Annotated in this window: 17 protein-coding genes; 10 read left to right on the top strand and 7 right to left on the bottom strand. The window is 68.3% G+C overall.

The window, feature by feature from the left end; genetic code table 11:
* Positions 1-2: 2 nt before the first annotated feature.
* On the bottom strand, positions 3-845 hold the full coding sequence (locus tag AC1EJR_RS18120) for a hypothetical protein (RefSeq protein WP_092299153.1): 843 nt from the start codon (positions 843-845) through the stop codon (positions 3-5).
* Between the two features lie 169 nt (positions 846-1,014).
* On the opposite strand from AC1EJR_RS18120, the gene ettA reads away from it, so the two are divergent.
* Positions 1,015-2,682: an energy-dependent translational throttle protein EttA gene (gene ettA, locus AC1EJR_RS18115; RefSeq protein WP_441593380.1), complete on the top strand. Its 1,668-nt coding sequence runs from the start codon at positions 1,015-1,017 to the stop codon at positions 2,680-2,682.
* Between the two features lie 57 nt (positions 2,683-2,739).
* Here ettA and AC1EJR_RS18110 read toward each other — a convergent pair whose 3' ends face one another.
* Entirely contained in the window at positions 2,740-3,873 is a 1,134-nt protein-coding gene (locus AC1EJR_RS18110) for a metallophosphoesterase (RefSeq protein ID WP_477147376.1), read from the bottom strand.
* 288 nt (positions 3,874-4,161) lie between these two features.
* On the opposite strand from AC1EJR_RS18110, the gene AC1EJR_RS18105 reads away from it, so the two are divergent.
* The 4 genes from AC1EJR_RS18105 (at position 4,162) to AC1EJR_RS18090 (ending at position 12,612) form a co-directional block, all read left to right on the top strand.
* On the top strand, positions 4,162-6,588 hold the full coding sequence (locus AC1EJR_RS18105; protein ID WP_092299146.1) for a carbohydrate-binding family V/XII: 2,427 nt from the start codon (positions 4,162-4,164) through the stop codon (positions 6,586-6,588).
* 171 nt (positions 6,589-6,759) lie between these two features.
* Positions 6,760-7,953: an efflux RND transporter periplasmic adaptor subunit gene (locus AC1EJR_RS18100; protein WP_092299143.1), complete on the top strand. Its 1,194-nt coding sequence runs from the start codon at positions 6,760-6,762 to the stop codon at positions 7,951-7,953.
* 13 nt (positions 7,954-7,966) lie between these two features.
* The gene (locus AC1EJR_RS18095; RefSeq protein ID WP_477147348.1) at positions 7,967-11,140 is read left to right on the top strand and encodes an efflux RND transporter permease subunit; all 3,174 of its coding nucleotides are present in this window, start codon (positions 7,967-7,969) and stop codon (positions 11,138-11,140) included.
* On the top strand, positions 11,137-12,612 hold the full coding sequence (locus AC1EJR_RS18090) for an efflux transporter outer membrane subunit (RefSeq protein WP_092299463.1): 1,476 nt from the start codon (positions 11,137-11,139) through the stop codon (positions 12,610-12,612). The genes AC1EJR_RS18095 and AC1EJR_RS18090 overlap by 4 nt, the downstream gene beginning before the upstream one ends.
* Before the next feature lie 12 nt (positions 12,613-12,624).
* Here the strand turns inward: AC1EJR_RS18090 and AC1EJR_RS18085 are convergent, their stop codons facing one another.
* The 3 genes from AC1EJR_RS18085 to AC1EJR_RS18075 form a co-directional block, all read right to left on the bottom strand.
* On the bottom strand, positions 12,625-13,992 hold the full coding sequence (locus AC1EJR_RS18085; protein WP_441593378.1) for an MATE family efflux transporter: 1,368 nt from the start codon (positions 13,990-13,992) through the stop codon (positions 12,625-12,627).
* Positions 13,985-14,515 (bottom strand): winged helix-turn-helix transcriptional regulator, encoded by a 531-nt coding sequence (locus AC1EJR_RS18080; RefSeq protein WP_441593377.1) that lies wholly within the window; start codon positions 14,513-14,515, stop codon positions 13,985-13,987. Before AC1EJR_RS18080 ends, AC1EJR_RS18085 begins: the two co-directional genes overlap by 8 nt.
* 74 nt (positions 14,516-14,589) lie before the next feature.
* On the bottom strand, positions 14,590-15,510 hold the full coding sequence (locus AC1EJR_RS18075) for a LysR family transcriptional regulator (protein WP_092299131.1): 921 nt from the start codon (positions 15,508-15,510) through the stop codon (positions 14,590-14,592).
* 120 nt (positions 15,511-15,630) lie between these two features.
* On the opposite strand from AC1EJR_RS18075, the gene AC1EJR_RS18070 reads away from it, so the two are divergent.
* The 5 genes from AC1EJR_RS18070 (at position 15,631) to AC1EJR_RS18050 (ending at position 21,066) form a co-directional block, all read left to right on the top strand.
* A complete protein-coding gene (locus AC1EJR_RS18070) occupies positions 15,631-17,136 on the top strand; it encodes an acyl-CoA synthetase (protein WP_477147347.1) in 1,506 nt (501 codons plus the stop codon).
* 51 nt (positions 17,137-17,187) lie between these two features.
* Complete coding sequence (locus AC1EJR_RS18065) at positions 17,188-18,168, top strand: Bug family tripartite tricarboxylate transporter substrate binding protein (protein WP_441593375.1); 981 nt, start codon at positions 17,188-17,190, stop codon at positions 18,166-18,168.
* A 225-nt stretch (positions 18,169-18,393) separates the two neighbouring features.
* Positions 18,394-19,764, top strand: a complete 1,371-nt coding sequence (locus AC1EJR_RS18060) for a chloride channel protein (RefSeq protein ID WP_477147375.1) — start codon at positions 18,394-18,396, stop codon at positions 19,762-19,764.
* A 187-nt stretch (positions 19,765-19,951) separates the two neighbouring features.
* Complete coding sequence (locus AC1EJR_RS18055) at positions 19,952-20,224, top strand: hypothetical protein (protein ID WP_092299119.1); 273 nt, start codon at positions 19,952-19,954, stop codon at positions 20,222-20,224.
* Between the two features lie 98 nt (positions 20,225-20,322).
* Positions 20,323-21,066 carry a hypothetical protein gene (locus tag AC1EJR_RS18050; protein ID WP_454757363.1) on the top strand — a complete coding sequence of 248 codons (744 nt, stop codon included), beginning with the start codon at positions 20,323-20,325 and terminating at the stop codon, positions 21,064-21,066.
* 160 nt (positions 21,067-21,226) lie between these two features.
* On the opposite strand, the gene dapB is transcribed toward AC1EJR_RS18050, so the two are convergent.
* Together dapB and AC1EJR_RS18040 are read right to left on the bottom strand one after the other, a co-directional pair.
* Entirely contained in the window at positions 21,227-22,036 is an 810-nt protein-coding gene (dapB, locus tag AC1EJR_RS18045; protein WP_092299113.1) for a 4-hydroxy-tetrahydrodipicolinate reductase, read from the bottom strand.
* A gap of 56 nt (positions 22,037-22,092) precedes the next feature.
* On the bottom strand, positions 22,093-22,542 hold the full coding sequence (locus AC1EJR_RS18040) for an Lrp/AsnC family transcriptional regulator (RefSeq protein ID WP_092299110.1): 450 nt from the start codon (positions 22,540-22,542) through the stop codon (positions 22,093-22,095).
* Positions 22,543-22,682 lie beyond the last annotated feature (140 nt).

Raw genomic sequence — 22,682 nt, 5'->3', positions numbered from 1 at the left:
CCCTATTTTTTGGCATTCAACTGCGCAAGAAACGACTTGGTCAATGTGTAGAACTGCTGGCCTCCAAGTTGTTGAAATGGCTCGAAATTGGGCCCCGGTGGCTTTGACGGAAGCGTTCGCCATGCGTACATCTCGCCGGCAGATGGGTCGTTTCCAAAATGCTTTCCACTGGCGACCGCTATCGCATTTTCCACGTAGGTTCGGAAGGCCGCGTTTTTTGCGTGCGTACCGTCGTTCGCAATGTTCATGGTTTTGTTCAGCAGAAGCGCCGGACGGTCCGCAATGATCGGGTAGCTTTCGAAACCCTCTACCTGATTGGGTGCCTTGATAAGATCGGTCAAGCTGGTGGCACCGCGCGCTGCAAAATGTGTTGCCCCGAGGCGTAGCCGATTACGCATGACATGCACCATCCATTGCATGCACTTGAGCGCCTCATCCAGACTGCTGAATTTGTCGCTATCGGGGTTCGCGTTCTCCACCACCAACATCCGCGTCAAAATCCCCGCCTCGGTCCCCGCGTCTGGCAACTCAAGCCTTGGCAACACCTCCACCGTCAGCCTCGGCGTATTCGCATCCCGCTGGGTGGTGCCATATATATAGGCATCGACATGCACCACCCGCCGGCTCACGATGCCGGTTTCGCTGACTTCGATCTTCAGTTGTTGCTCGATATCCCGGTCATTGACCTTGAGCGGGAGGATTCTCAAGGTGGAGTCGCTGCTCCGGAAGGCGAGATGCCTGCGGTTCGGGCCCAGGCCCGAGACCCTGAAAGGGAGTTGGTTTCCAGCGAAGAGCGTGATTTGCGCGCCCATTGCCGCGCCGCTGCGGCGCAATAGTTTTGCCATGTCGGGTCCGATCCAGTGGTGAACCCGCCTGATTCTCCGAACCGCTCCTTGCCTCTGCAATGAGACGAGTCTGAAATTGGGCGCCATTTTTGCCGTGCCCGCGGCACGCCGGCCCCGCCCATCCGCCTGCTACACTCCCGCCATTCCTAGTCACACACCGCACACCTCCATGGCACAGTACGTTTTCACCATGAATCGCGTGGGCAAGATCGTTCCGCCCAAGCGTCACATTCTCAAGGACATTTCGCTGTCCTTCTTCCCCGGCGCCAAGATTGGCGTGCTGGGCCTGAACGGCTCGGGCAAGTCCACGGTGCTGAAGATCATGGCTGGCCTGGACAAGGAGATCGAGGGCGAAGCCACGCCGATGCCGAACCTGAACATCGGCTACCTGCCGCAGGAACCGCAGCTCGACCCTGAGCAGACCGTGCGCGAGTCCGTGGAAGAGGCGCTCGGCGGCGTGTTCGAGGCGCGCAAGAAGCTCGACGAGATCTACGCGGCCTATGCCGAGCCGGACGCCGATTTCGACGCCCTGGCCGCCGATCAGGCGAAATACGAGGCCATCCTGGCCGCCAGCGACGGCAACAACGTCGACCTCCAGCTCGATATCGCCGCCGATGCGCTGCGCCTGCCGCCGTGGGAAGCCAAGGTCGGCCATCTGTCCGGTGGCGAGAAGCGCCGCGTGGCGCTGTGCCGCCTGCTGCTGTCGCGCCCGGACATGCTGCTGCTCGACGAACCGACCAACCACCTGGACGCCGAGTCCGTGGACTGGCTCGAACAGTTCCTCACGCGCTTCCCGGGCACCGTGGTGGCCGTGACCCACGATCGCTACTTCCTCGACAACGCCGCCGAATGGATCCTGGAGCTGGATCGCGGACACGGCATTCCGTGGAAGGGCAACTACAGCTCGTGGCTGGACCAGAAGGAGCAGCGCCTGAAGCAGGAAGAGTCGACCGAGTCGGCGCGCCAGAAGGCACTGAACAAGGAACTGGAGTGGGTGCGCCAGAACCCGAAGGGCCGGCAGGCCAAGTCGAAGGCGCGTCTGGCGCGGTTCGACGAACTGAACAGCCAGGAATACCAGAAGCGCAACGAAACCCAGGAGATTTTCATCCCCGTGGGCGAGCGCCTCGGCAACGAGGTCATCGAGTTCGACGGCGTGAGCAAGGGCTATGGCGACCGCCTGCTGATCGACAACCTGAGCTTCAAGGTGCCGCCGGGCGCGATCGTCGGCATCATCGGGCCGAACGGCGCCGGCAAGTCCACCTTCTTCCGCATGCTGACCGGCAAGGAGCAGCCGGATAGCGGCGAGATCAAGATCGGGCCGACCGTGAAGATGGCGTTCGTCGACCAGAGCCGCGATGCGCTGGATCCGAACAAGACCGTGTTCGAGGAAATCTCGGGCGGTTCGGACGTGCTGACCGTGGGCCGCTACGAGACACCGTCGCGCGCCTACATCGGCCGCTTCAACTTCAAGGGCGGCGACCAGCAGAAGCATGTGGGCACGCTCTCCGGCGGCGAGCGCGGCCGGCTGCACATGGCCAAGACGCTCATCGCGGGTGGCAACGTGCTGCTGCTCGATGAACCGTCGAACGATCTCGACGTGGAAACGCTGCGCGCGCTGGAAGATGCGCTGCTGGAATTCGCGGGCTGCGTGATGGTGATCTCGCATGATCGCTGGTTCCTGGACCGCATCGCCACGCACATCCTGGCGTTCGAGGGCGATTCCCACGTGGAATTCTTCCCCGGCAACTACCAGGAATACGAGGCGGACAAGAAGCGCCGCCTCGGCGAGGAAGGCGCCAAGCCGAAGCGCATCCGCTACAAGCCGATCGTACGTTGATCGTGGGATTCCCCTCTCCCGCGCGGGGGAGGGGAATCCGCAGGCATCACCCCCGCATCACCCCCGCACCAGCCTCACCTTCGTGATCTCCGAAGGCGCCCCGAAGCGTTTCGGTGGCCCCCAGTAGCCCGTACCGCGGCTCACATACACCCACAGGTTTTCATGCCGGTTCAGCCCATGCACGTAGGGCTGCTGCATCGGCACGAACAGGTTCCACGGCCAGAACTGCCCGCCATKGGTATGTCCGGACAATTGCAGCTGGAAGCCGGCCGCCGCTGCCGCCGGTGCGGTACGTGGCTGGTGGGCCAGCAGCACCCGCACCGCCGCGTGCGCCGGCGCGCCGGCCAGCGCCTGCACCGGGTCGCTGCGATGGCTATCGATGAAGTGGCCTGCCGAATAGTCGGTCACGCCGCCCAGCACCAGCGCTGCGCCGTCCCGCTCCACCACCACATGCTCGTTCATCAGCACGCGCAGGCCCAATCGGCGTAGTTCAACGATCCACGCTTCGGCGCCCGAGTAGTACTCATGGTTGCCGGTCACGACGAAGGCCCCGTGTTTGGCCGATAGCCGGCCCAGCGGTGCGGTGTGGTCGGCCAGCTCGCGCACGGTGCCGTCCACGAGGTCGCCGGTCACGGCCACCGCATCGGCCTGCAGCTGGTTCACGCGGTCCACGATGCGGTCCAGGTAGGGCTTCTTGATCGTCGGGCCGACGTGGATGTCGCTGATCTGGGCGATCGTGAAGCCGTGCAGCGCCTCGGGCAGATTGGGAATCGGCACATCCACCTCGACCACCCGGGCCAGCCCGCGCGCATTGAAATAGCCGATCACGCTGACCAGCAGCGCCAGCCCCACCACGGCGGCCGCGCTGTCGGGCAGCAGGGCGGGCGGATGCCAGCCCACGGCCAGCGTCCCGAGCAGGAACAGGTCGCGCGCCACGGTCAGGATCAGCAGCGTTGAGAAAAATCCCATCGCCAGCATGCCGAGCCAGGAAACCCGGTCCGCCCAGGGCGGCGTCAGGCGCCGTGCCAGCAGCGCGGTGGGCAGCAGCAGGGCCGAGATGACGAGCCAGAGCGCGCCCAGGCAGGCCACGGCCATCGGCACGGGCAGGTCCGGCAACAGCCGCACGCCGATATAGCCATGCAGCAGCGCCGTGATGGAGGCGGCAAAGAGAATCGAACGGCGGGGCGGCAGGGCGCTCATCGGATGGCCTTAGGCATCGTAGTTATCCGAGGAAGGTGAGGCTGGCATAACGCGGCTTCAAGGGCAGGGTGCCAGATTCAGAGGATTTTCAAGCGAAGCAAGATGCACACCTGGCCTCAGGCCGGGCGGTCCAAACCGTACCCAGTGCTGCGGTGATCTGCGCGGATTCAACGTACGAAATGAATGTTTTCGACAGGGATTGTCCCGTCTGAGCGCCTCCATTAGATTCCTCTCAGCAKCCCGCTTGTGCCGGATGCTGCGCAATTCGACGGAGTCGCCATGTCGTTCCGCTTCATGCGTGGGTTGTCCTGCCGGGCGATGGTCGCCCTGGCCTTGCTGGGCGCCACCGCGCCAATCCTGGCTGCACAGCCGCCGGCGCGCTCGCCGCTCACGCCACTCACGTGGCCGCGCAACTTTGATACCGCCGGCGACCACATCGAGCTCTATCAGCCAGAAATCGAGAAATGGGATGGCACCCGCATGTCGGGCCGCGCCGCCGTGGCGGTGGGCCCGCGCGACGGCACGCCGACCTACGGCGTGGTGCATTTCTCCGCGACGGCCGACATCGACAAGCCCTCGGCGCTGGTCCAGCTCTCCCAGATCGAGATCGAAAGCGTGGAGGTCCCCACCCGCCCCGACGCGGCCGACACGGTGCGCCAGGCGGTCATCGCGCGGCTGCCGGCCAAGGGGCTGACGGTGCCGCTGGATCAACTGCAGGCCAGCTACGCGGTGTCCCAGCAACTGGGCCGCGCGGTGCGCGTGCCGGTGAAGAACGACGTGCCGCAGATCCTGTTCGCCACCACGCCGACCTTGCTGGTGCATGTCGATGGTGAACCCGCGTGGCGCGCCGTGGGCGGCACGTCGCTGGAGCGGGCGATCAACAGCCGCGCCCTGCTGTTGCGCGAAGCGGGCGGGGAGCTTTGGCTCAACGCCGCCGGTTACTGGTACAAGTCCGAGTCGGCGGGCGGCGCGTGGGCCGTGGTGCCGTCGCCGCCGGCGGCCCTGCTCGGCGCGGCCAGCAAGATCCAGGCAAACAAGGCCGAGCCGAAGCCCGATCCGATGTTGCCGGCCAGCGGCAAGCCGCCCGCGCAGGCGCCGGCCGTGCTGCTGGCCACGCAGCCGGCCGAACTGATCGTCACCAGCGGCGAGCCGAAGATGACCCCGGTGGGCGGCACCAGCCTGCTCACGGTGTCCAACGCCGATCACGCGGTCTTCGTCGATCCATCCACCAACCAGTCTTACGTGCTGCTCTCGGGCCGCTGGTTCCGCGCGCCAATGCTGACCGGGCCGTGGACGCACGTGGCTGGCAATCAGCTACCGGCCGACTTCGCCAAGATCTCCCCGCAGGATCCCAAGGCCAACGTGCTGGTCTCGGTGCCGGGCACGCCGCAGGCGCGCGAGGCCGAGATCGCCGCCACGATTCCGCAGACGGCATCGGTGGCGCGGGCCAAGGCCACGGTGGCCGTGGTCTATGACGGCACGCCGAAGTTCGTGCCGATCACCGGCACCTCGCTGCAATACGCGGTGAACACGGGCACGCCGGTGATCGAGGTGGATAGCAACCATTACTACGCCGTGGCCAACGGCGTCTGGTTCACGGCGAGCGTGCCGGGCGGACCGTGGCATGTGGCCACCGAGGTGCCGTCCGCCATCTACACCATCCCGCCGAGTTCGCCGATCTACTACGTCACCTACGTGCGGGTCTACTCGGTCACGCCTGAGGCGGTGGTGGTCGGCTACACCCCGGGCTACATGGGCGTGGTGGTCAACCCGGACGGCACCGTGGTCTACGGCACCGGCTATGTCTATCCGCCCTATGTGGGCGCCTACTACTACGGTTACCCCGCCACCTACGGCTATGGCGCCGGGTTTGCCGTGGGCGTGACCGAGGGCTTCGCGTTCGGCTTCGCGGCCGGCGCCATCTGGGGCGCGGCGTCGCCGTACTGGGGCCCGTACTGGTGGGGCGGCGGCTACGGCTGGAACTACGTCAACGTGAATCAGGCGAATTTCTATGGCCGATGGGGCCAGGGCACGGTCACGCACGCCCAGGGCTGGAACGCGTGGACCGGCACCCAGTGGCGCGGCACGGCGGGGTCCGGCTACAACCCGGCCACCGGCGCGCGCTACCAGGGCAGCCGGGGCGCCGCATTCAATCCGTATTCGGGCGACTACGCCGCCGGGCGGCAGGGCTCGTTCTCGAATCCATCCACCGGGCGCGAAGGCGCCGGGCGCGGCGGCGTGGTCGGCAACGAGTACACGGGCAACTACGCGGGCGGCCGGCAGGTGGCGGGCTACAACGCGCAAACCGGCCGGGCTGGCGCCGCCGAGTTCGGCGTGGCCGGCAACACCCAGACCGGCGACCACACCGCCGGCAGCCGCGGTGTGGTGGTCAATCCGAACAAGAACAACGCCGTGGCGTGGAACAACGGCAACGTCTACGCCGGCCACGACGGCAACGTCTACCAGCGCACCGACGATGGCTGGCAGCAGCACACCCCCAACGGCTGGCAGCCGGTGCAGCCAAACAGCGACGTGCAGAACCGGCTCGACCAGCAGCGCCAGGCGCGCGATGTCGGCCAGCAACGCTTCGGCAATTCCGCGCAGCAGTGGCAGGGCCGCGGGGGCGGCTTCCAGGGCGGGGGCGGGCGCTTCGGTGGCGGCGGATTCGGCGGCGGAGGCGGTCGCTTCCACGGCTTCCGGCGCTGATCGCGCGCAGTCTCGAACCCGCCTGTCTGCAGAGACTGCATCGAACGATTTTGTTGAAGGCGGCGACGAAAAGATTGAATGGTGGCGCCGCCGACGCCGCTTTAACCTGCCCACACGCACGTTGTGCGGCACGCCGCCGCGCAGCGAGACCCAACCGCAGCGGAGCGGCACATGAAACTGGTTTTCCCCATCGTCCTGGCCGTTGCCGCGCTCGGCCTGGGTGCCTGCAAGAAATCCGAACCCCCGCCGGCAGCCCAGCAGGCCGTGCCGGTGCAGGTGGTCAAGACKGCGGCGCAGGACCTGCCCGTGACCTTCGATTTCGTCGGCCAGACCGAGAGCGACCAGGCCGTCGATATCCGCGCCCGCGTGGCCGGCTTCCTGATCAAGCGCAACTACACCGAAGGCGCGGTGGTCAAGGAAAACCAGCTGCTGTTCGAGATCGACCACAAGCCGTTCCAGGTCCAGCTGGACGCCGCCCGGGCGCAGCTGGCCCAGCAGAAGGCCCGGTTCGAGGTGGCCCGCGCCAACCTCGCCCGTGTGAAGCCGCTGGCGGCGCGCAACGCGCTCTCGCAGAAGGATCTCGACGACGCCAACGGCAACTTCCACGAGGCCGCCGCCGGCGTGGAGCAGGCCCAGGCCGAGGTGAAGACCCAGGAACTGAACCTGTCCTACACCTACGTGCGCTCGCCCGTGGATGGCGTGTCCAGCTTCGCCGTGCTGCCGGTGGGTGCCTATGTCAGCACGTCCAACAGCCTGCTGACCACGGTCTCCACGCTCCAGCCGATGCGGATCAACTTCAGCATCTCCGAGCCCCAGACGCTCGAGTTCCGCGCCCAGCGCGAGGCGAAGTCGCTGGTGGTGCCGCACGACGATCAATACACGGTGACCGTGATCATGGCCGATGGCAGCGAGTACCCACAAAAGGGCCGCATCACCTTCGCCGATGCCACGTACAACCAGAACACTGGCACCTACCTCGTGCGCGCGCTGATGCCGAACCCGGGCGGCCAGCTGCGGCCCGGCCAGTTCGTGCGCGTGCTGGTCAGTGGCGCGAGCCGGCCCGGCGCCATCGTCGTGCCGCAGCGCGCGGTCATGCATGGCCCCAAGGGCGATCTGGTCTACGTGGTGGACAAGGACAACAAGGCCCAGCCGCGGCCGGTGATGGTGGGCGAGCTGTCCGGCTCGATGTGGCGCATCGCCAAGGGGCTCGAGCCGAACGAGACCGTGGTGGTGGACGGCGCCGGCAAGCTGGCGGCCGGCGCACCGGTGCGCGTGACCGGCGAGGCCCCGCCGGCGGCGGTCGGCGAGGGCAGCCGCCCCGTCAGTGCCCCGGCCAGTGCCCCCCCGGCCCCGGCCAAGACCTGAACCGGAGCGCCCCATGATTTCCGCCTTCTGCGTCAAGCGGCCGATCTTCGCGGTGGTGATGTCGATGATCATCGTCATCGGCGGCGGCGTGGCGATGTTCGCGCTGCCGATCGCCCAGTACCCGGACATCACCCCGCCCCAGGTCACGGTCAGCGCCACCTATGCGGGCGCCGACTCGGACACCGTCGCCCAGACCGTGGCCGCGCCCATCGAGACCCAGGTGAACGGTGCGGACAACATGATCTACATGCAGTCCACGTCATCGCCCACCGGCTCGATGACGCTCAACGTCTACTTCGACATCGGCACCGACCCGGACACCGCCCAGGTGCAGGTGCAGAACCGGGTGAACCTGGCGCTGCCGCAGCTGCCCGAGGCGGTGCAGAAGACCGGCATCAACGTGGAGAAGCGCTCCACCAGCTTCCTGCTGCTGATCGGGATCTATTCGCCGGATGGCCGCTTCGACCAGCAGTACATCAACAACTACGCGAACCTGTACGTGCTGGACGCCATCAAGCGCGTCAACGGCGCCAACCAGGCGCAGATCATGGGCTCGGCGGACCTCGCCATGCGCATCTGGCTGCGGCCGGACCGCATGGCGGCGCTCGGCATCACCAGCAAGGACGTGCAGAACGCGGTGCAGAGCCAGAACGAGCAGTTCGGCGCCGGCAGCGTCGGCCAGTCGCCGAACGCCAACCCGGTGGAGCTGTCGTTCCCGCTGGTGACACCGGGCCGGCTGACCACGCCCGAGCAGTTCGAGAACATCATCCTGCGCGCCGATGCCACGGGCGCCGCCATCGTGCGGCTGCGGGACGTGGGCCGCGCCGAGATCGGCCAGCAGCAGTACATGCTGCGCTCGGCCCTGAACGGCAAGCCGGCGACGATCATCGCGGTCTACCAGCAGCCCGGCTCCAACGCGCTCCAGGTGGCCAACGACGTGCGCAAGACGCTCGACGAGATGGCCAAGACCTTCCCGGCCGGCGTGGCGTACAAGGTCTCGCTGGACACCACCGAGTTCGTCAGCGCCTCCATCGAGGAAGTGGTCCATACGCTGGTCGAGGCCGTGATCCTGGTCGTGCTGGTGGTCTTCATCTTCCTACAGAACATCCGGGCGACGGTGATCCCGGTGCTGGCCGTGTTCGTGTCGATCATCGGCACCTTTGCCGGCCTGCTGGCGCTGGGCTTCTCGATCAACCTGCTGACGCTGTTCGCGCTGGTGCTGGCCATCGGCATCGTGGTGGATGACGCCATCGTGGTGGTGGAGAACGTCGAGCGGAACATGGCCGAGTTCAAGCTCTCCCCGCGCGAGGCCACCCTGCGGGCGATGGAGGAGGTCACCGGGCCGGTCATCGCCATCGTGCTGGTGCTCTCGGCGGTGTTCATCCCGGTGGCCTTCGTCTCGGGCACGACCGGCCAGCTCTACCGGCAGTTCGCGCTGACCATCGTCATCTCGGTGGTCATCTCGGGCTTCTGCGCGCTCACGCTCTCGCCGGCGCTGGCGGCGCTGATCCTGAAGCCAGGGCACCACACGCCGTGGCGCGGCTTCGTCTGGTTCAACGAGCGGTTCGACCGCCTGGTGCACCACTACGGCGGCTGGGTGCGCACGATCATGCGGCGCGCGGTGGTCGCGCTGGCGATCTTCGGGGCGATGCTGCTGGCTACGTGGCAGCTGTTCGCGCACATCCCCACGGCCTTCGTGCCGTCCGAGGACCAGGGCTACATCCTCGTGGCGGTGATCATGCCGGACTCCGCGAGCCTGGACCGCAGCGAAAAGGTCACCTCGCAGGTGGCCGAGATGTTCCGCAAGCACCCGGCCGTGGAGGATGCCTCCGCGCTGACCGGCTACAGCTTCATCGACAGCCAGTACAAGACCAACGCCGGCACGGTGTTCGTCGGCATGAAGAGCTTCAAGGATCGCGGTTCCGCCGATCTGGGCGTGCCGGCGATGCTGGCCGAGATGACGCCCAAGCTGCGCGCGATTCCCGAGGCGGTGATCATTCCGGTCAATCCGCCGTCGATTCCCGGGCTGGGCTCGCAGGGCGGCTTCGAGTTCTGGATCCAGAACCGGGGCACCGGCAACACGGCCGAGCTGGAAGGCGTGACGCGCCGCTTCATCCAGGCAGCGGCCGCGCACAAGGAACTGGGCCGGTTGACCAGCACGATCCAGTCGGCCTCGCGCCAGATGCGGGTGGAGGTGGACAAGGAAAAGGCCGAGACCATGGGCGTGCCGATTGCCGATGTCTACGGCACGCTGCAGACGCAATTCGGCTCGCTCTACGTCAGCCAGTTCACGCAGTACAGCCGCGTCTGGCAGGTGATCCTGCAGGCCGAGCCGCAGTACCGGGCCACGCCGACGAATCTCGAATACCTGTACGTGCGTGGGCGGGACGGCAAGATGGCGCCAGTCTCCGGGCTGCTGAAGACCTACTACTCCAGCGGGCCGGACCTGCTCTCGCGCTTCAACAACTTCCCGRCGGCCAAGATCACCGGCGATGCCGCGCCCGGCCACAGTTCGGGCCAGGCGCTGGCGGCCATGGAGGCGGTGGCGCGGGAGGTGCTGCCCGCCGGCTACAGCTTCGCCTGGAGCGGCGAGGCCTTCGAGCAGAAGAAATCCGGCAATACCACCACCATCGTCTTCGTGTTCGGCATCGTCATGGTGTTCCTGATCCTGGCGGCACAGTACGAGTCGTGGTCCTTGCCGCTGTCGATCCTGACCGCCGTGCCGTTCGGCATCTTCGGCGCCCTGATGGCGATCCTGTTGCGGGGCTTGTCGAACGACGTGTACTTCCAGATCGGCATGGTGACGCTGATCGGGCTGGCGGCGAAGAACGCCATCCTGATCGTGGAATTCGCGGTGATGAAGCACAAGGAAGGGCTTTCCCACGCCGATGCCGCCGTGGAGGCCGCCAAGCTGCGGCTGCGGCCGATCGTGATGACCTCGCTCGCCTTCATTCTTGGCGCGGTGCCGCTGTTCATCGCCTCGGGGGCGGGGTCGAATTCGCGGCATTCCATCGGCACCGGCATCATCGGCGGGATGATCGCGGCCACTTCGCTCGCGCTGCTGTTCGTGCCGCTGTTCTCGTGGCTGGTGGGCACGGCCGCCGACAAGTGGGCGGCGCGCCGCCCGCGCAAGGTCGCGGCGCCATCCACTTCGCATCCTTCACCGAGCGCCGGGGAKCCATCATGAATGCCGTACTGCGTAGCACTGCGATGTCGGCCGCCTGTCTGGCGATCCTGGGCGGCTGCGCCATCGGCCCGGACTACGCGCGGCCGGAGGCGGCCGAGCCGCCCAACTACCGGATCGACAGCGGCGTGCTGACCGTGGCCGCCGACAGCGACTGGTGGAACAGCTTCAACGACCCGGTGCTGACCGCGATGGTCGAGGCGGCGCTGCGCAGCAACTACGACGCGCGCATCGCGGCGGCCCGCATCGACGAATTCCGGGGCCAGCTGATGGTGGCGCGCTCGGGCTTCTATCCGCAGCTGAACGCCACCGCCTCGGCGGCGCGGCAGAAAAGCGGCTCGTTCAACGGCACGCCGTTCGCGGCGCTGGGCGGCCCGCGCAACAGCTACGAGGCGCTGCTGAACGCCAGCTGGGAGATCGACCTCTGGGGCCGCATCCGCCGGCAGGCCGAGTCGGCCGAAGCCAGCCTGTGGAATGCCGAGTACACCCGGCGCGGCGTGGTGCTGGCGCTGGCGGCCTCGGTGGTGCAGGGCTACGCCACGCTGCGCGGGCTCGATGCGCAGCTCGAGGTGGCGCGCGCCACGCTCGACGCACGCGGCCGCGCACTCGACATCTTCCAGCAACGCTATCAGGGCGGCGTGATCTCGCAGGTGGAGTTGTCCCAGGCCGAGAACGACTTCTATTCGACCGAGGCGACCATCCCGCCGCTGCGCACGTCGATCGCCCAGACCGAGAACGCGTTGTCCGTGCTGCTGGGCCGCGAGCCGGGGCCGGTGGAGCGCGGCAAGCCGGTGAACGAGTTGACGGCGCCGGCCATCGGCGCCGACCTGCCTGCCGCGCTGCTGGCGCGCCGGCCGGACGTCCTGCAGGCCGAGCAAACCGCCGTGGCCGCCAACGCGCAGGTGGGCGCCGCGCTGGCGCTGTTCCTGCCGTCGGTCAATTTGTCGGGGTTCTTCGGCGCGCTGGCCACCTCGCCGGCGGGCCTGTGGCAGAGCGCCTCGCAGATCTGGGGGTTTGGCGCCAACCTCGCCCAGCCGGTGTTCCAGGGTGGGGCGATCCGGGGGCAGGTGAATACGGCCGAAGCGGTGCGCGACCAGGCCATGCTCGGCTATCAGTTCAGCGTGCTCAATGCGCTGGCCGATGTGAACAACCAGCTGTCCAACGGCATCGAGACCCGTAACCGGCTCGGCAGCCTGCGCCGGCAGGAGCAGAGCCTGCTGATCTACGCGGACCAGTCCAGCGCGCGCTACGAGGGCGGCTATTCCAGCTATCTCGAAGTGACGGACGCCCAGGAGAAGCTGTTCACGGTGCAGTTGGCGGCGATCCAGGGGCAGGTCGATGTCCTGACCGGCACCGCCTCGCTGTACAAGGCGCTTGGTGGCGGCTGGCCCGCCATCCCGAGCGATGTGCGGGACGCCGGCCTGACCGGCGACGCCCGCGCTACTGTGCCGCCTCCGCCCCCTCCCGCTAAATAGAAGTCCCTTCCCTCAGCGCGGCGACCACTCGCCGCGCCGCACGCCCAGTGCCGTCACCAGCCCGTAGGCCGTGATGCCGAGCGCCACGCCGAGGAAATGGCCGTCGATGCCCATCCCCGCCACATTGGCGAGCAGCCAGCCGCCACCGGCCGCCAGCGCGATGCGGCACAGCCCGGCGGCGATGGGGCCGCGCATCCGCCCGGCGCCCAGCGAGGCGAAGTAGAGCGCCATGCCCAGCCCGAAGCCGCCGAAGGCCGGCCCCACCCAGGACAGCGCCCGCGCGGCAATCTCGCGGACTTCGACATCGTCGGTGAACAGCGACGCGAACGACATCGGCGCCAGTCCCACGGCGGCGCCCACGGCCCCCGCGATGACCAGTGCGATCAGCGCGCCCACCCACGCCGTGCGGCGCGCGGTATGCCAGTCCCCGGCGCCTACGGCACGGCCGACCAGCGCGGTCAGCGCCGAGCCCACGCCGAACGCGAGCGGAATCATCAGGAATTCCAGGCGCGCCGAAATGCCATACGCGGCCACCACCGAGGTGCCGTAGTGGCGCAGCTGCGCGGTGACGAGGATGGTCGTCAGGTTGGCCACCGAGGCCAGCGCGCACGCCACCAGCCCGACCGACAGGATGCGATGGAACAGCGCGCCCGAGGGCCGCACGCGCAGCGTCGGCACAAAGCCGGCGCCCCCGCGCATCACCACCCAGGCCATGGCGAGCGAGGCCGCCCAGGACACCGCCGCCAGCGCCGCGCCGATGCCGGCGAGACCCATGCCCATACGCTCGGCGAAATACCACGACAGCACCGGGAACACGATCCACATCACGCACAGCACGCGCGCGGCCAGCGCGTGGCGCCCGCCGCCGCGCAGCACCGAGGCCAGCGTGTTGGTCAGCCAGGCGGGAATCGCCCCCACGCCGAACAGCCAGATCGCGTAGGTCGCGGCGGCCTCGGCGGCGGTGGGGCCGGCCACGGCGCCGAACACGGCATGCGGGAAGCCGGCCAGCGCCACGGCGAAGGCCAGGCCGGCCACCACGGCGATGATCACCGCGTGCATGACCAGCGACGAGGCGTCCTCGCGCTTGCCGGCCCCGAGCGCGCGGGCGATGGCGGACACCACGCCGCCGCCCATCGCGCCGGCGGACATCTGCTGGAGCAGCAGCGCAAAGGGCAGTACCACGGCCCAGCCGGCCAGCGAGGCGGTGCCCTGGCGCGCGGCCAGCCAGGTTTCGATCAACTGCGCGCCGGCCTGGAGGAAGGCCACCAGGCTGGTCGGCGCGGCCAGCACGGCGATGCGGCGGGCGAGTTCGGAGGCGGGAACGGGGTCGGCAGGGGCCTGGGCGCTCGCGCCGAGGGTGAGGGCATCGGGCTTATTCATGGTCGATGGCCTCGGTGCCGGCGCCGGCTTCGACGCTGGCTTCCCCTTCGCCGAAGCGCGCGCGGATGTAGCGGCCCGCGCCGGGGCCGGGCCGCACGCGCAGGTCGTCCGCGGTGATCGTGCTGCCATCGGGCCGGGTCAGGCCGCCGGCGACGATCTCGCCGCCGTCGCGCTTGTCCTCGAAGATCGTCGGCGGCCCTTTCTCATCGGCCAGCCAGCGCTCCGCCCACTGCTTGAGCGACACGTACACGGGGAAGAAGTCGCGGCCCATCTGGGTCAGCGTATAGATATGGCGCGCGCCGCCGCCCGGCGCCGGTGACTTCTCCAGCAGGCCATGGCTGACCAGCGTCTTGAGCCGCGCGCTGAGAATGTTCGGCGCAATGCCGAGGTGCCGTTCGAATTCGTCGAAGCGCGTGCTGCCGTAGTAGGCCTCGCGCATCAGCAGGATCGCCCAGCGCTCGCCGAGCATCGCCATCGAGCGCGCCACGGGGCAGGGCATGTTGGAAAAATCGGTGGGGGCCATGTCTCCTCTTTTACTTTTGATCTGCAAGTTGAGGAGAGAATAGCTTGCAAATTGAAAGTTCGCCAGCCCGTTTTCTAGGATGTGCGGAAGACGTCGAGCCCGGCCACCGCCTCCCGCAGGAACGAAATCAGCGCCCGCGTGGCCATCGACGGATGCGGATTCGGCGTGGTGATGATGTAGAGCCGATTGCCCAGTCCTTCGGGCTTCCAGTCTGGCAGCACCGGCACCAGTGAGCCGCGCCGCACATCCTCCCAGCCGGCGTAGACCGGCAGCAGGCTGATGCCATGGCCCTCGCGCACGGCCCGGATCAGGAAAGGAAAGTGTTCCGACTGCAGGTAGGGGGTGATCTCGACGCTACATCGTTCCGGCCCATTGCAGCTATCGCGGCCCAAGGTCAATGAGAATCGTCTGGTTGTGTAGGGCGGACAGAGAAATCGGCATGCGGCGAGATCGGCCGGCTCCCGCACGGGCGGCACCTGAGCGAGGTAGCCCGGCGAGGCGCACAACTGCCAGCGGATGGCGCAGACCTCGCGCGCCACGGTGTCCAGCGGCGGCTCGGAGGTCACGCGCAGTGCCACGTCGATCTCGGCGGCAATCAGGTCCGTCACGCGGTTGGCGAAGAACACGCGCAGCGAGATGCCCGGGTGCCGCTCGGCAAACTGCAGCAGCAGCGGGGCGATAAAGGCGTCCCCCAGCCCGGTGGGCACGCTGACCCGCACATGGCCGCGCAGGGTCTTGCCCAGGCTGTCGATCTCGGCCTGCGCCGCCGCCACCTCCTGCAGGATGCGCAGGCCGTGCTCGTAGAGGGACTGGCCCGAGTCCGTCATCTCCAGCCGCCGCGTGGTTCGCCGCAGCAGTTGCGTGCCGGCCTGATCCTCGAGCTGCCCGAGCTGCCGGCTGATCTGCGAGCGCGTGACGCCGCGCCGCCGGCCCGCCTCGGCGAGGTTGCCGGCTTCCACGATATCGACGAAGGCCTGAATCAGGTTGAGGTCCATGCGAGGTGTCTGAAAGATTGTAAAGTCTGGCGCAACATTGTGATTCCGAACTACCGGATTGTCGATCTCAGGGATGGGCTTTACGATGGACCGCTTGTCGAATGTTGAGATGGAGACCGCATGCCCGCAGACCTTTGGTTCGAATCGCTGCACCGACCCGGCACGGAGGTACTGGCACGCGGCACGCACCTCGCGGGCGGCTTGCGACGGCTGGGTTTGCAGGAGGGCGACGTGGTGGCCGTGCTGCTGCGCAACGACCCGGTCTTCGCCGATGTGATCTTTGCGTGTCGTACCGCCGGCACCTATTACTGCCCGATCAACTGGCACTTCACGGCCGAGGAAGTGCGCTTCCTGCTCGAAGACAGCGGCGCGCGCGTGCTGATCGCCCATGCGGACCTGCTGCCTGCCCTCAACGCGGTGATCCCCGCCGGGGTGGCCGTGCTGGCGGTGGGTGGCACGCATCCCGGCACCTCCGCTGACGCCATCGAATACGAACCCTGGCTTGCCAGCCAGACCCCGTACGACGGCCCGCGTGTGGCCCCGCGCGGCCATCTGGCCTACACCTCCGGCACCACCGGCCGCCCCAAGGGCGTGTTGCGCGAAGCCGTGCCGCTGGACCAACTCGACGACCAGCTCACCCGCATGCGCTCGGTGGTGGCCAAGGCCATCGGCGTGGTGCCCGGCTGCCGCGCGCTGATGTCCGCGCCGCTCTATCACAGCGCGCCGGGCGTGTTCATCCAGAACGCCCTGCAGATGGCCGAGCGGCTGGTGCTGACGCCGCGCTTMGACGCCGAGCAGGTGCTGGCGCTGGTGGAGGAACACCGCATCGACGTGCTCTACCTCGTGCCGATCATGTACGTGCGGCTGCTGAAGCTGCCGGCCGAGGTGCGCGCGCGCTACGACCTGTCGTCGATCCGCTTCGTGGCATCTACCGGCTCGCCGTGCTCGCCCGAGGTCAAGCGGGCGATGATCGAATGGTTCGGGCCGGTGATCCACGAGACCTATGCGTCGAGCGAGGCCGGCATGATTACCGTCGCCACGCCCGAGGACGCCGCGCAGCGGCCCGGCACGGCGGGCCGGCCTGTCGATGCCGCCAGCGTGCGCATCCTCGACGAAGCCGGCCAGCCGTGCGCGCCCGGCGAAACCGGCCTGGTCTACGTGCGCCAGCCGGCCTACCCGGACTTCACCTACCTGAACAACGACGCCGCGCGCCGGGCCATCGACCGAGAAGGCCGGGTCACGCTGGGCGACCTCGGCTACCTCGATGCCGATGGCTACCTGTTCATCTGCGACCGCGCCTCGGACATGGTGATCTCGGGCGGCGTGAACATCTACCCGGCCGAGATCGAGCATGAACTGGTGCGCTATCCGGGCGTGGCCGACTGCGTGGTGTTCGGCGTGCCGGACGACGAATACGGCGAGCGGCTCCACGGCGTGATCGAGCCGATGCCGGGCGCGGAGATCGTGCCGGCGGCCGTGATCGACTGGCTCAAGGCGCGGCTGTCGGGCTTCAAGGTGCCCCGGACCATCGAAATCACCGCGCGCCTGCCGCGCGACGAGACCGGCAAGCTGGCCAAGCGCCGGCTGCGCGACCAGCACTGGGCGGGGCGCCAGCGGCGGGTCTGAACCCCGGCCCGGCGCACCCGCCCTCTATATAAATACAAACAGGAGACAACCATGCATCGCACATTCGCCCAACTGGCGGCGGGGGCGTTCGGCCTTGCGCTGGCCATCGGCCACGCACCGGCGACCTTGGCGGCCTGGCCCGAGCGGCCGGTCAAGCTGGTGGTGCCCTACACCCCGGGCGGCTCCACGGACCAGTTCGGCCGGGCGCTGGCCGAAGGCATGGCGCGCGACCTGAAGCAGCCCGTGGTGGTGGAGAACCGCCCCGGCGCCAACACCATGGTGGGCACGCAGAGCGTGGCGCGCGCGCAGCCGGACGGCTACACCATGCTGATGGGGACCAGCGCGAGCATGGTGCTCAATCCCATGCTGTACAAGAAGACCGGCTATGACCCGAAGGACTTCAAGGTCATCGCMATCGGCATCGAGGTGCCGCTGGTAGTCGTCACCAACACGCAGGTGCCGGCGGCCAATATCCGGGACTTCGCGGCCTACGCCAAGGCGGCCGGCGGCAAGCTCAACTACTCGTCCGTGGGGCTCGGCAACCCGCTGCAGCTGGCCACCGAGATGCTGAAGTCCGAGCTGGGCATTGACATGACCCACGTGCCTTACAACGGCAGCGCGCCGGCGTTGTCGGCGCTGCTGGCCAATGACACCCAGTTGATGGTCGATGTGGTCAGCACCTCGCTGCCCCATATCAAGGCTGGCAAGCTCAAGGCGCTGGCCGTGACCAGCAACGCGCGACTGGACGTGCTGCCCAACGTGCCGACGGTGGCCGAAAGCGGCTATCCGGGCTTCCACGCCGCCACGTGGTTCGGGCTCGCCGTGCCGGCGCAGACCCCGCCCGAGGCCGTGGCCCGGCTCCAGGCCGCCGCCGCGCGCGTGCTGGTCGATCCGCAGTTCCGCAGCACCTTCGGCGCGCTGGGGCTGGTCGTGCAGGCGCCGCGCACGCAGGCCGAGATCGACCGCTACGTGGCCGCCGACCGCGACAACTGGGGCAAGGTCATCCGGGCMAACCACATCAGCCTGGACTGAGCCAACGGGGCGATCGGGGGCAGCTTGGGGGAGGGTGGGGGCGTATAGTACGGGGACGTTTCGATCCTCACCGCCCCCGCCATCACCGATTCCGCCGAGCCGCCAGATCCGTCCGCTTCGTCCGATTCGCCTGCATCGCCACCTTCGTCCGCTTCGCCTCCCTCGTCAGATTCCCCGACGTCCCCCCCGCCCGCCGATTCCCGCGCCGCCGCCGAGACCGGCCGCCTGCGCGCGCTGCACCTGCAGGCCCGCCACGCGGCTCGGCGCAAGACCCGCCAGGTCAGCCGCATCTCGCGCACGTCGCTGCGCTACGGCGTGTTTATGTGCGGCGCCGGCTGCGTCGCGCTGTTCTCCATCGTCTTCGCCTATATCGCCGAACTGGCGTTGCGCTGGAACGCGCAGGTGACCACGGCMACGCCGTGGCTGGCGTTCGTGCTGCTGCCGTTCGGGCTGGCCGCGCTGCGCTGGCTGACCATCCGCCTCGCCCCGCAGGCGCGCGGCAGCGGCATTCCGCAGGTGATTGCCGCCGTCACGCTGCCGCCCGATGGGGTGGCGCAGGGCGTGCTGGTGTCGTTCCGCCAGTCGATGTGGAAGGTGCTGCTGACCACTGGCGCGCTGATGGCCGGCGCCTCGGTGGGCCGCGAAGGCCCATCGGTGCAGGTCGGCGCGGCGGCGATGCTGGCCTGGGGCCGCTGGTGCCAGGACAAGTTCCGCTTCCGGATCGGCTTTCATCCCAATGCGCTGATCGCCGCCGGCGCGGCGGGCGGGCTGGCCGCCGCGTTCAATACCCCGCTGGCCGGTGTGGTGTTCGCCATCGAGGAACTCGGACGCGGTACCGCCGTGCGCTGGGACCGCCTGGTGCTGTCCGGCGTGCTGACGGCCGGGTTCCTGTCGCTGGCCGTGCTCGGCAACAACCCGTATTTCAACGTGAAGGTGCCAATGCTGGTGCTCCACGACGCCTGGGGCCCGGTGCTGCTCTGCGCCGTGGTCAACGGCGTGTTCGGCGGGCTGTTCGCCAAGGTGTTGATTGCGGGCGTGCCGGGGCTCACGCCGTCGCGCTGGCGCGCGTGGGTGGTCGACCATCCCATCTGGGTGGCATTCGGCTGCGGGCTGGTGGTGGCGGCGCTAGGCTGGGCCACGGCCGGCGCTACTTTCGGCACTGGCTACGAGCAGGCGTCCGCGCTGATCAATGGCGAATCCCACCACACGCTGTGGTTCGGGCTGGCCAAGCTGGGGGCCACGGTGGTGTCGTACTTCGCCGGCATTCCGGGCGGGATCTTCACGCCGGCGCTGGCCATCGGGGCGGGCATCGGGGAGACCGTGTCGCACTTCCTCTCGGGCATGACCGAGCCGCGCGTGCTGGCGCTGGTGTCGATGGCCGCCTTCCTGGCCGCCGCCACGCAGGCGCCGATCACCGCCAGCGTGATCGTCATGGAGATGACCCGGACGCAGGACCTGACGCTGTTCCTGCTGGCGTCGTCGCTGCTGGCGTMGTTCCTGTCGCGCCAGTTCAACCCGCATCCGTTCTATCACCACATGGGTCACGCGTTCCGGCGCGAGGCCATGGCGATCGGCCGCAAGGCCGCCCCGGGCTGACCTCCTGGCGGGCGCGTTTCCGCGGGGGTGTCTCAGTTTCGCATCGCCCCCCTTGGCCGTTGTGGCGTGGGGGCTGGCGATGGCATACCATGTGCCGCGCGCGGACCGGCAGCAGCAGACTTCCCGGCCGCGCTGTGTACCGGCGGCACACCGCGATGCGTCGGGAATCTTCTGAGGGGGAGCTGGAATGGGATCGCAACGACCGGCCGGCACGCGCCCGGCCACCAAGCCGACGACATCGACCGCCACACATCGTCCGATCGTGCAGGATCTGGGCGCCGACACGGCGATCTGGCACACGCGCGGGCTGCAAACCAATTCCCGCATGCGCACGCCGCTGGTCCAGCGCACGCCGTCGACGCAACTGCCGCCGAGCATCGTGCCGCGCCTGATGCTCTGGGCCGTGGTCATCGGCATCGCCCTGGTCGGCTGCCATTACCTGAAACAAGTGCTCTATTAAGTGCGTTATTAAGCGCTCTTGCGCGCCGTGGTAAGGTCGCGGCTGGAACCCCTGCCACGGGGTGGGCTCCAATGCGGAGCCGATTTCAGGAGTCAGTTTTGAGAGTTTCCCTCGCCGGGCTGGCCGCCGCCGCCCTGCTGGCGGCCACGGCCGCCCATGCCGCACCGAAGGCCGCCGCGTCGCAGCCTGCCGCCACCCCCGCCGCCCCCGCCGCTCCGTCCACATCCGCCACGCCGTCCGCCAATGACTTGCTGGCGCCGATGCTCCACGTGCTGGAGATCGGCAATCCGCTGCCCACACTGCCCGATTGCGCCGACCATCGCACCCCCGATGGCCGCGACGTGACCGCGTTCTGCGTGGAATTGCGCGGCGACGGCGTGATGCGCCAGGTGGGCGTGCCGCGCGACAAGCGTCCCGCGTTCATGGATGGTGCGCGCCTGGTGGCGTTCGTCGATGGCAACGCGCTGGTCGGCGTAATCGTGCCGACCGACGGCATCCGCTCGCAGGACGCCGCGGTCCAGTCGCTGACCGCGCGCTATGGCAAGCCGTTCCGGCAGGAACAGGAAGACATGAAGGACAAGGCCGGCAAGCCCGTGAAGGCGATCCACGCCGGCTGGATGCGTCGCCCGCTCACCGTGGAGCTGTACGCGATTCCCGAGAATCCGAACGAGGGCACCATCGAGCTGATGCTGCCGCAGGCGCGTGCGTTGATGGCGAACCGCGATGCCGAGGTGGACAAGGCGCTCGCCCCGCCGGCTTCGGCGCCGGCTGCGAAGAAGGCGGAAAAGTCAGAGAAGTCGAAGAAGGAGCCGGCCAAGCCGGTGAATCCGGGTTCCTGGTGATTGGGGTGTAGTCGGGTAGCGGGCGCTCGCCCTCTCCCCCGACCCCTCTCCCAAAGGGAGAGGGGAGGAACACCGCCGGTTTGCTCCCCTCGCCCGCTTGCGGGAGAGGGGCCGGGGGAGAGGGGCGGCGCATCCAATTCGCGCCGGCCTTCCCCGGTGCCTACAGCCCTTCCATCACCTTATCCAGCCCCCGCACCAGCCCGCGCAGGCCGCGCACCTTGCGGATGGCCAGCAGCGCGCCGGACACATACGGCTTCGAGCCATCGCCCGCCTCGTGCTTGAGGTGCAGGCGCTGGCCGTCCGCGCCGAAGATCACTTCGACGCCCAACTGGTACCCGGGCAGCCGCACGGCATGGACCTGCGAGCCGGACATCGTCGCGCCGCGCGTTTCCTTCGGCCCGTTGACCTGATCCACCGGCACGACCTGCGTGGCGGCCTTGATCTCGCCGAGCCGGAAGGCCAGTTCGCGCACCGTGCCGGACGGCACATCGACCTTGCCCGCCTTGGCGTAGTCGATGATTTCCCAGTGGTCGAGGTGGCGCGCCGCCAGCTCGGCGAACTTCTGCAACAGCACCACCGTGATCGCGAAATTGCCGCAGGCGAGCACGCCACGGTCGGCCTGCCGCGCGGCGGCGTCGATCTCGGCGTAGTCGTCGTCGGTCAGCCCGGACGTGCCCACCACCACGTGCGCGCCATGCGCCAGCGCCTGCAGGATGTTGTGCTTGGCGATGTTCGGCTTGGTGTATTCGACGTAGACGTCGTAGGGCGTGGCGCCCAGCGCCTCGATGCTGGCGGCGGCCACGCCGGGGGTGTCCGCATGGCCGGTCACCTGCGCCAGCGGCTGCCCGGCGGCGCCGCGCGAGAGGCCGGCCACCAGCGTCATGTCCGGCGCGTGCGCCACGCCGCGCGCCAGTTCGCCGCCGGCCCAGCCGGTGACGCCKCCCACGGCAACGCGAATCCGATCGCTCATCGTCATCTCCTTAATGTTGGCCAAAGCGCCTGACCAAAGCGCCCAAGCATAGCGCGCTATCCGGCCGCGCGCCGGCGGTCGATCTTGCGCGCCAGCACGATCGACGTGGTGGTGTGATTCACCCCATCGAGCATGCCGATCTCGTCTAGCAGTTTGTCGAGGCGGGCGTGGGTATCGCAGCGGATCACGGCCATGTAGTCCACCGGGCCGCTGACCGAGTTCAGTTCCTCGATCTCCGGAAAGCGCTGCAGCGCCCGGACGACCGTGGGCGCGGCCTTCGGCTGCACGGACAGGCCGCAGAAGGCCAGGATCGCGTTGTCCTCCATCCGCCCGCCCAGCCGCACGCCAAAGCCGGCGATCACGCCGGACTTTTCGAGCCGGGCGATGCGCGCCACCACTGTGGTCCGGGCGATGCCCAGCACGCGGGCGAGATTGGCTGCGCTCTCGCGCGCGTTGCCCTGCAGCAGGGACAGCAGGTGCCGGTCGGTCTGGTCGAGGTCTGCCATGGTGTTCGCTCGGGGTGACGTTTCGTCAGGATGGATCGTCGATACGTCCGATTATGGGGCGCTTTCGTCGATCTTGCAGCTACAAAACGTGCGCGCCGCTGCCCATACTTCCCTCACGGATTCACGCATTTTTGACGGGG

It is taken from the genome of Cupriavidus sp. 05T42, assembly GCF_056396345.1.
Note: the sequence above shows the minus strand (reverse complement) of the source record. Positions and strands in the feature narration are given on the sequence as shown.

What these genes read in the sequence shown, in the direction of transcription:
- AC1EJR_RS18040 (WP_092299110.1), bottom strand. Translation starts at nt 22,542, where the DNA reads ATGGCAGACCTCGACCAGACCGACCGGCACCTGCTGTCCCTGCTGCAG.
- AC1EJR_RS18080 (WP_441593377.1), bottom strand. Translation starts at nt 14,515, where the DNA reads ATGGCCCCCACCGATTTTTCCAACATGCCCTGCCCCGTGGCGCGCTCG.
- AC1EJR_RS18090 (WP_092299463.1), top strand. Translation starts at nt 11,137, where the DNA reads ATGAATGCCGTACTGCGTAGCACTGCGATGTCGGCCGCCTGTCTGGCG.
- AC1EJR_RS18085 (WP_441593378.1), bottom strand. Translation starts at nt 13,992, where the DNA reads ATGAATAAGCCCGATGCCCTCACCCTCGGCGCGAGCGCCCAGGCCCCT.
- AC1EJR_RS18055 (WP_092299119.1), top strand. Translation starts at nt 19,952, where the DNA reads ATGGGATCGCAACGACCGGCCGGCACGCGCCCGGCCACCAAGCCGACG.
- AC1EJR_RS18105 (WP_092299146.1), top strand. Translation starts at nt 4,162, where the DNA reads ATGTCGTTCCGCTTCATGCGTGGGTTGTCCTGCCGGGCGATGGTCGCC.
- AC1EJR_RS18075 (WP_092299131.1), bottom strand. Translation starts at nt 15,510, where the DNA reads ATGGACCTCAACCTGATTCAGGCCTTCGTCGATATCGTGGAAGCCGGC.
- ettA (WP_441593380.1), top strand. Translation starts at nt 1,015, where the DNA reads ATGGCACAGTACGTTTTCACCATGAATCGCGTGGGCAAGATCGTTCCG.
- AC1EJR_RS18120 (WP_092299153.1), bottom strand. Translation starts at nt 845, where the DNA reads ATGGCAAAACTATTGCGCCGCAGCGGCGCGGCAATGGGCGCGCAAATC.